The organism is Pseudonocardia sp. ICBG601 (assembly GCF_020496245.1).
In genome coordinates, this window is the sequence record NZ_JAHLJA010000078.1 from 18,528 (window position 1) to 30,363 (window position 11,836).

General features: G+C 67.7%; 10 protein-coding genes. 8 read left to right on the forward strand and 2 right to left on the reverse strand.

Translation table 11 applies throughout. The annotated features are described in order from the left end of the window. The first annotated feature begins 1,003 nt into the window (after positions 1 to 1,003). The 8 genes from KPL57_RS22275 (at position 1,004) to KPL57_RS22310 (ending at position 10,351) form a co-directional block, all read left to right on the forward strand. On the forward strand, positions 1,004 to 1,597 hold the full coding sequence (locus KPL57_RS22275; RefSeq protein ID WP_226353046.1) for a hypothetical protein: 594 nt from the start codon (positions 1,004 to 1,006) through the stop codon (positions 1,595 to 1,597). A 2,118-nt stretch (positions 1,598 to 3,715) separates the two neighbouring features. Then, positions 3,716 to 4,015 carry a hypothetical protein gene (locus tag KPL57_RS22280; protein ID WP_226353028.1) on the forward strand — a complete coding sequence of 100 codons (300 nt, stop codon included), beginning with the start codon at positions 3,716 to 3,718 and terminating at the stop codon, positions 4,013 to 4,015. Next, positions 4,012 to 5,280: a hypothetical protein gene (locus KPL57_RS22285; RefSeq protein ID WP_226353047.1), complete on the forward strand. Its 1,269-nt coding sequence runs from the start codon at positions 4,012 to 4,014 to the stop codon at positions 5,278 to 5,280. Before KPL57_RS22280 ends, KPL57_RS22285 begins: the two co-directional genes overlap by 4 nt. Further along, complete coding sequence (locus KPL57_RS22290) at positions 5,277 to 7,604, forward strand: cell division protein FtsK (RefSeq protein ID WP_226353030.1); 2,328 nt, start codon at positions 5,277 to 5,279, stop codon at positions 7,602 to 7,604. The genes KPL57_RS22285 and KPL57_RS22290 overlap by 4 nt, the downstream gene beginning before the upstream one ends. A gap of 224 nt (positions 7,605 to 7,828) precedes the next feature. Beyond that, on the forward strand, positions 7,829 to 8,236 hold the full coding sequence (locus KPL57_RS22295; protein WP_226353031.1) for a hypothetical protein: 408 nt from the start codon (positions 7,829 to 7,831) through the stop codon (positions 8,234 to 8,236). Further along, positions 8,233 to 8,607, forward strand: coding sequence for a hypothetical protein (locus KPL57_RS22300; RefSeq protein ID WP_226353032.1), 375 nt, complete (start codon positions 8,233 to 8,235; stop codon positions 8,605 to 8,607). Before KPL57_RS22295 ends, KPL57_RS22300 begins: the two co-directional genes overlap by 4 nt. Then, positions 8,604 to 9,812, forward strand: coding sequence for a DUF3631 domain-containing protein (locus KPL57_RS22305; protein WP_226353033.1), 1,209 nt, complete (start codon positions 8,604 to 8,606; stop codon positions 9,810 to 9,812). Before KPL57_RS22300 ends, KPL57_RS22305 begins: the two co-directional genes overlap by 4 nt. 236 nt (positions 9,813 to 10,048) lie before the next feature. Further along, positions 10,049 to 10,351 carry a hypothetical protein gene (locus KPL57_RS22310; protein ID WP_226353034.1) on the forward strand — a complete coding sequence of 101 codons (303 nt, stop codon included), beginning with the start codon at positions 10,049 to 10,051 and terminating at the stop codon, positions 10,349 to 10,351. Here KPL57_RS22310 and KPL57_RS22315 read toward each other — a convergent pair. Next, positions 10,330 to 10,566 (reverse strand): hypothetical protein, encoded by a 237-nt coding sequence (locus KPL57_RS22315; RefSeq protein WP_374203769.1) that lies wholly within the window; start codon positions 10,564 to 10,566, stop codon positions 10,330 to 10,332. The genes KPL57_RS22310 and KPL57_RS22315 overlap by 22 nt on opposite strands. Continuing rightward, entirely contained in the window at positions 10,520 to 11,245 is a 726-nt protein-coding gene (locus KPL57_RS22320; protein ID WP_226353048.1) for a replication initiation protein, read from the reverse strand. The genes KPL57_RS22315 and KPL57_RS22320 overlap by 47 nt, the downstream gene beginning before the upstream one ends. Positions 11,246 to 11,836: the final 591 nt, after the last annotated feature.

Genomic DNA, 11,836 nt, shown 5'->3' on the forward strand with positions numbered 1-11,836 from the left:
CAGAGGCTCTCAGAGCCCCGGGGATCGGTATCGGGGACAGCGCCGGGGGGAACCCACAGGTCAGAGCCAGTCATCCGGGGGAACTCCTCACCACCGCCGCCAAGGGCGCGGTGCCGGTCCAGGGCATTGAGCTTCGCCCTGTGTTGTCTCCGGCCGCTGACGCGGCCGGAGGGGGGCGGGCTCGCTCGCGCTCACCCGAAACTCTGACTTGGTTGTTGTCTGCTCGGGCACTCAAATACTCCCAGGTCGCAGGCCCGTCTGTCGCGTACCCCCAGGTCAGACCGGCGTGTCACCCCACCCCGCCTACGACCAAGCCCTAGCGGCACCGCACCCACCACCACCGCAGCAGCAGCAGCAGCAGCCCCGCCGGGGCGCCGCCCGCGTTTTCCTTAAGAAAACGCACATCTTACTGCGCCGTGAACCGGCCGCCCGGCACCGCGACCGGCACCGAACCGGAGCCCACCACCGACGATCATCAGCTGATGCATAGGTGCGGTGGCCGTTGACCTTCAGCGGCGGAACGCCACCGACGCGGCCCACCGGGCCGACGACGCACGCGTACGACGCGCTCGACACCGACACCCCAAGATCAACAGCGACCACACCTATGCACAGTGTTGTGATCCCGGGACCGGTGCCGGTCCCGCGCAGACGCGTCACTCCCAGCCGCACCGCCCGGGAGAACGGCCACGGCCCCGCCTGCGGCGGAGCAAGCTACACACTTAGCCCGGCTAACTGGGTAACGCAAAAGACGAGGTCCCGCAGAGCAGGGCGCTGCGCTGAACCGAACAACCCCGGGCTGCCGCGCCGCCTCCGGTCCTCACCCGCCAGGGGCGGGCTCCGGTCCGGATCGACTTGCCCACGAACCATCGAATCCGACGTACCACCTAAAACGTCAACAAAACAGACAAATCCAAATCTGGGGAGTAACCAACTGTGCGTGAATGGACACGCTCCGCACTCCCCCTTGACCCGCAAAGAGGCCGCATGTTCACATCCGTTCGTGAGCATGAAGAAGTGCGCGCATCGGACCGCCATTGTCGCGATCGCCGTCACCGTTGCGGTGAGCGCAAGCACAGGAGCCGCCCCCGTGAATCACCCCGCGCTCCACGCTGCGTCAGCTATCCAACAAGTGTCTCAACACGCTACTACTGATCCCGCGCCATTCACGGAAGAACAGATCGCCGCACTTCGATCAAGCGCCGAAGCCATCGTGCGCGATGCTCGGTCCAACGGGACTATCACTCCTCAAGAAGAGGAGCGTCTTCGCGATTACCTCGTAGACGGCCGGACGAACAGCCGCGTACTCCCAGTATGGGCAGTCGGAGCCTTGGCCGGATGCGCCATCAGTGTCCTCAATGGCCCCGTCAAGAGCCAAGCCAAGGAACTGCTCAAGACGGGGAAGGTTGATGAGGCGAGCAACATTGCAGTAGACGCCGCCGTGGACTGTGTCTTTGGTGCCATCCCCGGTGGGGCGATCACCTCGGCAGTCAAAAAGACCCTCACTACTCCCATCAAAAACGCTCTCAAGCCTCACGTTAAGACAGTGCTGCAAAAGATCAAGGGAAGTGGGCCGGCGGCGCCCAAACACGCTTGAGGCGATAGTGTTGGTCGGTAAAATTGCAGCCATCGGAGCGATCGCCTACGCGTACGGACTGACTTACGAACTGATCGAAAGTCTCGCGACCGGAAAGCCGCCGCCGACTCCGCTCCATCTCAGTATCGCTACCGTGTGTAGCATCACTACAGCAGTGCTCATGGCCCGCTTTGGCTGGGGATTCGGGATCGAGCTGCATTCGATGTTCGAAACATTCAGCAGATCTTGGATCTCTTGCGCGATCGCACTGTTTGGTTCCAACTGCGCCTCGATCGACTGGCGCACGCCTGACTGGGTCAATTTTTCTCTAGATGCAGTCTTCATATGCTTAACGGCAATGATCGCTGCTGCTACGCTTCGTTACGTAATTCGCTATCAAGTGGCGCGGAGCACCCAAGAACAGAGTCCTCGTAAGGGTTAGAACGAGCCGCAAAGTCCACCGCCAGTCAAAACCGGCCAATCACCCCCAAGAGGCGCAGGTGCTACGGACAGACACACCCCACGCAGCTCAACCACCCACCCACGCCGCAGTCAGTTGACCTTGACCTTGACCTTCCTTCTCTCAAAGCATGGAACTACGTACTGATGATCATGGCCGCTCCGCGACCACCCTCCCGGTGGGTCGGGCTGGCGCCCGACACCTCGACCGGCCGTCAGCGAAGCAGGGTGGTTGAGGTGTCGGGCGCCAGCCCGACCCACCGGGCACCACCACCACAGGTCCACCCGCCATAACCGACCGGGACTACCCCAGAAGCGCGTCAATGCCGCTTCTCAGGCGCTTCAAAGCCAGTTCAAAGCCCCATCAAAGCCGATCAGCACCGCGCCTCACCCGCTCCCGGCGCCCGCCACGCGGCCACCACCAGCCCGGCACGACGACCCGAGAGCCCCCAGGCCCGAACCCCCGGAGATGATCTATGCAAATCCGGGGAAATCCGAGCCGATAATAAGCCAATCCGGGACAGCAGATGATCTTCAACGCTGAGCTCGGACACCGGACCCGACGATGCCCGACTCCCACGACAGCGCGGCACTGAACCTAACCTCAAACGCTCACACCTGACGTCCAGAAAACGCAACAGCAATCGGCAACTCCACCCGCCGAAACAGCTCGCCGCACACATCGACAATCCCACCCCCCGACACCCCCTGAAACCGCGAAGCCAGTCGCGGCAATACCGCGCGCACCGACACTCCAGCCCTAACGAAAAAGGGGCTGTATCCGTAACACTCACAACGCCATCCATCCGGTACCACAAACAGTAGAAGAGGCGACGAGTAGGCGTCCGGCAACACCTGCGGAACGCCGCAACCTACAGCACCGGAAACGCAACCAGGCGCGCCCGATAATCGAGACCGCCGCCGCGCGACACCCCACCCCCCGACTCGTCACGCAGAGTGAGATTTCGGGGGATGTCCCGAAACGACCCCCAATCCGTCCCATCCGTCCCATCCGTCCCACTTGAGGTGTTCTTGCAGGTCAAGTCCCGATTTTGGGTGGGACGGATTGAGGGGGTGGGACGGATCAATCCGTCCCACCCCCTCAACGGAACGCCCGCTCGCATAGGCCGAAGATCGCCCTGAAGGCGGCCTGACCAGCAGAAACAGCGACTAGGCGGGTCCCCAGGCGCAGCAGTCACGGTTCGTGACTGATCTGAGGTGCGGACGAGCAGCCAGCGGGGTCCGCGAGATTGGTCGAGGTCGGTGCTTGACAGCCGGGGCGAGATCGTGTCTTGCTTGAGGGAGCGGTCCCGCCAGCCCGGCGGGGTTGCGGTCACCGCCCAGGATTGGACTCCGGGGCGGCGACCTAACCGAACGACCTGACAAAGACAGGTGATCGGCTATGGGCCATGCTGCCCTTGGCATTGGTGTGTCTCCACCCCGGTCCGGGGATTCTCTTCTCGATCCACCCGACAGCGACCCTGATCCCGGCGCTGACCAGGGCTTCTCGTGGTGCCCGGACGGGCTGACCGAGCGGGTCATCGACCGCCTCTACGGCGCCCTCCTCCACGACTCCGACCAGCCGACCGAGGCGTCTGACGGGGCGACCGCAGGCCGTCTCCTCGCGCTCCCGACACGACGTCCCGTGGTCGTTTCCGCTGGTCAGGGTGGTGAAGCGGCATGAACACGCACCTTCACCGCGCCGTCACAGCGGGCCGGGACCGGCTGGTCGAGATCGCCGTCGTCACCGCCCTGACGGGGGCGACGCTGGGCCTGACCTGGTGGTTCGCCGCGCCGCTCGGCTTCGTGACCGGCTGGTGGGCTGCCGCTGAGCTGCGCCTCCGGCAGGTCCACCGAGCCGTCCCGGCCTCGACTACCCGGGGCGAACTGCCCGCCGCCGACGCCGTCTCCGGCACCGCCGAGTCGCCCGCTGAGCCGGTTTCGGCTGGTCAGCAGGTCGAGGGGAGGGCGCGGGCATGACCACCACGTCTTCTTCTTCCACGTCATGGGCCGCGGAACGGCGTGAGTCCCGCGCCCTGGACGCCCGCCTCGCCCGGGAAGCCGCCGACGCTGCTGCGCAGCGGCGGATCGCCGAGCAGGACGCCCGCCGCGACCGCGCCCAGGCCGACCGCGATGCCGCTGAACGTCGACGCACCGAGCAGCGACAAGCCCGTGCCACAGCCCGGGCAGCCGCCCGAAACAGGGCCCTGACCTGGGCATCCACCCACACCGTCGAGCTGCTCATCTACCCGATCGCGCTGCTCTCGTTCGCTCTGGCCGCCCCCGCGATGGCCGCCTACGGACAAACCATCTACGGCCCGGGCGGCGTGCTGCTGGCTGGGATCACCGAACTCGGCATGTGGGCCTTCGCCCTCGCCATCACCGCCTCCCGACACCGACACCCACACCGGCCCGTAGTCGGGTTGCAGGCCGGGGTGGTGCTGTTCTCCCTGGTCGCGGCCTCGATGAACCTCCTCCACGGCCTCGACCAAGGCTGGACAGCCGGAGTCGTCATGGCGGTCGTGTCCATCGCCGGGGTCGCCGCGCACCAACTGACTTTGGCCGGGGCACCGCGTTCCCGGGCTGAGCGCCGGTCGGCGCGGCTGTCCGCGCTGGTGGAGGCGAAGACCGACCGCGCCCGGCGGCTCGCCGTCCGCGACGCGGCAGCAGTCATCGACACCGAAGGCACCGCCCAGCTGACCTACCGGCCCGGGACCTACCAGGTCCACCGACGGGCGCTCGCCGCGACCACCGGCCCGGGACGCCACGGCGCCCCGCCCGTGCCGGTCGGGGCGGGCCGCGCCGATGACTGGGACTGGGCACTCGCCGCCCTCATCGAGGGCGCGGACTGTGTCGGCTCCCGGCTCACCAACGACCTCGACTACGAGACCGACCCGGCCCTCGACTGCCTCGACTCCGACCTCGACTCCGAGGTCGACGATGATCTTGGGGGCGGTGTCGCCGTCCTCGACCGCCGTGACGAGGAGTCGGGTGGGGAGTCGAGGGCTGACCTGCGACAGTCGACCCACCCAAGATCATCGTCGACCCTGGGAGTCGACCCCGACCATGATCTTGAACCAATCCAATCTGGCCGCAGCCTGGATGATCTTCGCGGTCTGCTCCGGGCCGCCGTCGCCGAGGGCCGGGTCGACCCCGGCTCGGCCGAATCCATCCGCCGCACGCTGCGCTGCTCCGCCGCGCGGGCCCGCCAGCTCCGCGACGAGACCGCCGGAGGCACGCGATGAGCCACCACGACGACCACAACCGCCACGACGACCAGACCGGCCGCGACGAGGCTGGCGGCGCCAGCCCAGCCCACCACGCGTCATCAGGGGACGGGCTGGCGCCGGTCATCACCCTGCACCACCACACCGACACCGGTGCCGAGGCCCCAGTGGTGATCGAGGGCGAGATCGTCGACCACACCTGCGGCCCGCAGACAGACACCGCCTCGACGCCGGGAACGGACGTGGTGGTGTCGCGGCGGGACTTCTACCGCTCCGACCTGCACACCGCAGGCCGGAGCGCCCTCGCCGCCGCCACCCACCCCGTCACCATCGGCGGGACGAAAGCCCTGGTCAGGAACACGTGGTTCGTGTTCTCCGGCGCCGGAGTCCTCATCCAGCGGTGGCGCGACACCCACGGCACCTCCCGGTATGAGCGGCAGATGCGCGCCGCCGAAATCGCCGGCGACCAGGACCGCCTCCTGGAATGGGAGGCCCGCGACACCGCCGAAAAACAGCGGCGTCATGGCCGAGTCATGGACTGGATCAACGCCCCACTCGCCTGGGCCCGCGCCGCTGGGGTCGGCGCGCTGATCGCCCTCGGGATGCTCCTCGGCCTCGGGACCGTCCTCGCGATCGCGGCGAAGGATGTTTCCCTGGTCATCGCCCCGATTGCCGGGGTGATCGACGCCGTGGCCTGGACCGTCACCTTCGTGACCGTCTACGCCACCGTGATCGCCACCCTCGCCGGTGCCGGGGCGGTGCTCGGGTTGTGGGCACTCGGCCGAGCCCGCACCGAAGCCCCCACCTGGACCGCACCACCCACCGACAACGAGGACGGCAGCGGGCGGGGCGTGATCGTCGACGAAAGCGCCGTGGTCAACGCCCTGCGCAACCTCGGCCTGAGCGCCCTGAACACCAAGTTCAAACACGGCTGGACACCACGCTGGAACCTCCCACCCGTCCACGACGGGAAGGGCTGGCACTGCCAATTCCTGCTACCCGAGGGCGTCACCGTCGAGATGCTCAACAAGCGCAAAGACGTCCTCGCCCACAACCTCCTGAGGTTGCCGGTGGAGGTGTGGCCCACCGAAGCCCGCGACCACCCCGGCATGCTGGACCTGTGGGTCGCCGACCAAGGCTCACTGACGAAACCGGTCGCGCCCTGGCCGCTGCTGCACGACGGGACCACCGACTACTTCCGCGGTGTCCCCGTCGGCGTCACCCCCCGCGCCGACCTAGTCAACGGACGACTGTTCGGCACGAACTGGGGCATCGCCGGAATGATGGGCTCCGGCAAATCCACCCTGGTCATCGACGTCCTCGCCGGAGCGATCCTCGACCCACTGGTCGAGATCGACATCTACTGCATGGCCCACAACGCCGACTACGACCCCTTCACCCCCGTCGCCCGCACCCTGTTCGTCTCCGACGACCCCGACGAGGTCCCCACCGTCCTCAACGGCCTCAAACAGCTCATGTCGGAGCTGTCCGAACGAGGACGGAAACTGTCCGCAGCCGGGGAACCGAAGCTGACCCGGGCACTCGCGGCGGCGGACCCGTCGATGCGCCCGCGTGTGGTGGTGATCGATGAGTGTCAGGAGCTGTTCGTCTCCGACGTCGGCGCCGAAGCCGCCGAGCTGGTCGCCAAGATCGTCGCGAAAGCCCGCAAGTACGGGGTGACGTTCCTGTTCGCGACACCAGTCCCCTCGAAAGAGTCCCTACCTAGAGCGGTGGCGAAGGTCCTGTCCAACCGGGCGTGCTTCGCCATCGGCGACCACCACGGCAACGACGCCATCCTCGGCACCGGCAAACACACCGCAGGCATCACCGCCACCACCCTGCAACCCATGACCGTGGGCAGCGACGGCACCGTGGACCTCGGGGACCTCGGCACCGCCATGACCTCCGGCTTCGGCCCCCGCGACGGGCTGATGCGCTGCTTCTACATCCAACGCGGCAACGGCATCGATGAACTCACCCCCATCGTCGACCGCGCCGTCAAACTCCGCGAAGACGCCGGGCTCGTCACCGGAGCAGCGACCGCCCCGGCACCGCCGCCTCGCCGGGACCTTCTGGAGGACCTGCTCCACGTCCTCACCGAAACGGGCGCGAAGCGGATGCGCACCCAGGAAGCACTCGCCGCGCTCAGCGAACTCGACCGCGCCCACTACAGCTCCTGGACCTTCGCCCGCCTCGCCGAGGAACTGCCCGCCGACGCTCGGCCCTACAAGTCCGACGGCGTCATGGTCCTCAGCGCCGCACGCCTCCACGAAGCCCACACCGACCACGAATCCATCACTGACAGTGATGAATTCGGGCCCGGGCAGAAGGGCTGCTTCTAGCCGGAGGCGGTCAGGGAGGCGTCAGGGAGGCAGGGAGTTCTCCCTCCCCCCTCCCTGACCGGTCCCTGACGCCTCCCTCCCTGGGATGACCTGCACCGACAGTCACCCAGGGAGTCCAGGGACCCACCCCCTCACACACCCCTGAAACCCGCAGTTGAGCAGGGACGAGAGGCACCCCGGTGCCTCCCTCCCTCCCCTTCGCCATGCCGAAAACAGGAGCCCCCATGACCACACACAGTCACCGCTCTCCTGAACTGCCGGAACCACCGGCAACACCTGCAGCACCTGACCCGCTCCCGTGTCGAGCCCTGGCAGTCCCGGTCCCGCGCCTGTCCGACCCGGATCGGGCCGAGGCCCTGGACGTCATCGGACACCTCGACCCCGCCGTGCTGGCCGCCGTCCTCGGACGAGCCCAGCCGACCGCGCCGCTGCTCGTCGCCGCCCGCGTGGGCGTGGAGGTCGCCGACCTGCGCCACGCCCACTGGGTCGCGCTGCGCGACGCCAGCAAGCAGGTCTCGGTCGCCTACACCGCTGCCGGACTCGCCCAACAGCCGTCCCTGGCCGAGTTGATGCGGCGCCGGTATCCGCCCCACGGCGACCCCACCCGATGGGCACGCGGAGACGCGGCATGACCACCACCGCAGCCCCACAGCTGGTCGTGGGCAAGTCGACCCGGACCACAGCCCGCCCCAGCGGGCGAGGACCGGAAGCGACGCGGCAGCACCGGGTCTCCCGACTCGCCACCCAGTCCGCTGACGGGCGAGAGCTGGCCGTGCTGGTCGACGGGCCGTGGCGTGGGCGCTGGTACTGGGCCGACGACCTGGCAGCCATGCAGGACGCGTCTCGCCGCTACCCGGACGGCCATCCGGCCGCCGAACTGCGCACCTACCGGCCGAGCGGCGAGTTCGTGCCGCACCCGCACGAGCCGGACGTGACCGGCCGCCTCTGGCGACACCACCCGAGCACCGCAACCGCCGCAACCACCTCCAGGAGGACGACGTGAACGCCCACGATCACGACGAAACCGCAGGTCATGTCGAAGGTTCCGAATCCGGCACCTTCACTCCGCCGACACCACCCGGCCCGACCGGCACGGTTCCCGGCACCGACGGTGCTGCGATCCTCGACGACCTGGAGGCCGCGCTGCGCCGCTATGTCGCCCTGCCGTCGGACGCGGCCGTGGTCGGGGTGGTGCTGTGGATCGCCGCGACCCACGCCCAACCGGCCTGGGCGCACGCGCCACGCCTGGTCGTGCGGGCACCGGAGAAGCGCTGCGGCAAATCCCGGCTCCTCGACGTCGTCGAAGGTGCGTGTCACCAGCCGTTCATCACCGTCAACGCCACCCCGGCGGCGGTCTACCGCTCCATCACCGCTGATCCACCGACGATGCTCGTCGACGAGGCCGACACGATCTTCGGGCCCGCAGCCACCGGCCACGAAGACCTCCGCGGCCTGCTCAACGCCGGACACCAACGCAACCGGCCCGCGAAGCGCTACGACCTCGCCAAAAACCGGGTCGAGTCCATCTCCACGTTCGCCATGGCCGCGCTGGCCGGGATCGGACGCATGCCCGACACCATCGAAGACCGCGCCATCGTCGTCCACATGCGCCGCAGAGCCCCCGGAGAACAGGTGGCGCCCTACCGGCACCGACGCGACCGGCCGCGCCTCCAGAAGCTCGCTGAGCGGCTGCACTGCTGGCTCCGCGACGACCTATCGGTCTTGGAAGCCGCCGAACCGGCCATGCCCGTGGAAGACCGGGCCGCTGACACCTGGGAACCACTCATCGCCATCGCCGACCACGCCGGAGGCCACTGGCCCGACCGCGCCCGCCAAGCCATCCTCGACCTCCAGGCAGAAGACACCGGGGACGACCGATCCGAACGCATCCGCCTCCTCGCCGACTGCCACACCGCCTTCGGCGACGAACAAGCGCTACCGACCATGCGGTTGCTCCAGCAGCTCCGGGCCGATCCGGAGGCACCGTGGGCCGACTACGGGCCACGCGGCGAAGGACTCACCGCGAAGAAGCTCGGAGAACTGCTCAAGGAGTACGGCATCCAGTCCGAAAAGATCGGCTTCCCTGGACTCGGCCAGACCAAAGGCTACCGCCGGGCGCCGTTCGCCGATGCATGGCGGCGCTACACGCCAGATTTGGTCACGGATCGTGACAGCAGTGCAGAACCGCCTCCTGACTCATCGTTGTAGCTGGTCAAAGCCCTGATGGGGCCTACTCCAACTGGCTGGAGCAGGCCCCATCAGGGCTTCGTTGGCGGCGCGTAGGAGGATTGATCCTCCTAGGGGCTTCAATCCTCCTAAGATCAACTTTGGGTCTGACCTGCTGATACGTCTCCATCTAGGAGAATTAGGAGGATTGAGGAGGATTGGGGGCCGTTTCGGGACATCCCCCGAAATCTCACTGTCTGTCACCGAGCTTGATGGCGGTGTCGCGCTACGGCTTCGGCCCATTCGCCGTTGTTACGGGCAGTGTGGAGCAGGCGGCCAACCGCACCGATCGTCTGCCCAGTCCGATCGGCGATCTCGCGGTAGGTGAGCCCCTGGAGGCGGAGCTCGGCGACGGTCGCACGACGTGCCCTGGCCCGCGCAGTGTAAGCGTCACGTGGTTCCGCGATCAGACGAACGAGGGTTCGCTCGCCGAGTCCGAGCTGCTGGGCAAGCTCTCGGGCAGGCAGGGCCGTTGGGCGGCGACGAGGATCAAGGGCTGTCACCCGAACACCAGCCGCTGAGCGCGAACGAGCGTGTCGAGCTGAGCTGCCGTCTTTGCGGCGCCGCCCTTGCGCCCCCGGGCGGCTTGGATCGCCTTGAAGGTGTCGTCGTATGCCTGGGGTCCGCGTGCCCAGATGCGGGAGCGGGTGGTGATCCAGCGGTGGATGGAGTCGGCGATCCCGCGTGCTTCAGCGGCGGGCAGCGGGGTGGAGAACTCCTGGTTCCGTTCGGTCACCCCGGCCCGTAGGACGGTCTTGAATCCGGCCGGGTCGCCGAAGTGGTGTCGGACCTCGCGGTAGGCCCACAGGCGGACGCCGTCGAATAGGGAGCAGTTCCGCCGCGATCCCGCACGGATCGGCCTTGCGTGCCCGCTGCTGCCGCCACCCTTTGGGTGGCATGTGCCCACCGACCTGCAGGGCCGCTTCCAGCTCACCGAGGGTCCACAGGTGGTCGTGGAGGTACTGGGTGGCCCAGCTCCCGGCGAGGGGGTTCTTCATCAGCAGTCCGGAGTAGCGGCGGTCGCCGTCCACCGCCCGTCGGAGCCCTTCCAGGACCGAGGCGGCGTAGGACAGGACGTTGCGGCGGGCGTACTCGGTACGACAGACCGGGGTCGCCAGGACCCAGACGGCGTGGGCGTGCCCGTTGAACGGGTTGGTGATGATCAGGTTCGGCATCGGATGGTTCCCGTTCGCCGACAACGCCCGCAGCAACGCGTCCGGGTGGTCGATGTCGACGATCAAGAAGGTCAGCATCGCGACCGGGGACGCCTCGATGTGGGCCAGCAGCAACGCGGCGTCCCGGCCCATCCGCCGGATGCCCCAGGCCAGGTCGTCCGTGGCGTAGGGGCGCCGGGGCTTCCAGTTTCCCTCGAACATCGCACGCAGCTCGACCTCACCGGACGAGACAGGGGCCATCAGCGGCTGGGACGACGACAAGGGGGCTCCAGAGAGACGGGGTAGGTGGTCGGGTCGTAGGGCGTTGAGCTTCGCCCTGTCTTCTTGGCCCGCTGCCGCGGGCGGAGGCGCCCGGAGGGCGAACTATCTGACTTGGCTTGAGGCGGACTTGAATAAAAGCTGGTCCCCTGGGCCGACCAGGGAAACTAGGTCGCGATAGGCGCTGCGGCGAGCACGTAGATGCGGCCTCCAGCGGGGAGCGTGGACGAGCGACCAGGATGGTCACTGGCGGGTATCGGATCATGACTCTCCGCTCAAGGCAACCCCTCGGTGTGACGCTCTTTTGTTCATGTTCGTTTCTGGCGGGGAGCTCTATGCTTCGGGGACTCGCTCACCGACGCTCGGCCCAGCACAGCCGCAGAGCAGAGCAGAGCAGAGCAGACGTTAACGCGGACCTGCGGCTCGTAGAGGACCGCGACACGGGAAGGCGACGCGTCGGACATGGGTGACGACACCGAACACGCAGAAGACCCAGCAGGCGGCGCGACCGGTCCTGACGGGGCGAGCGCCGCGTCGGGCGCAGACCCTGGCCGACCGGATCAACCAGGCGTT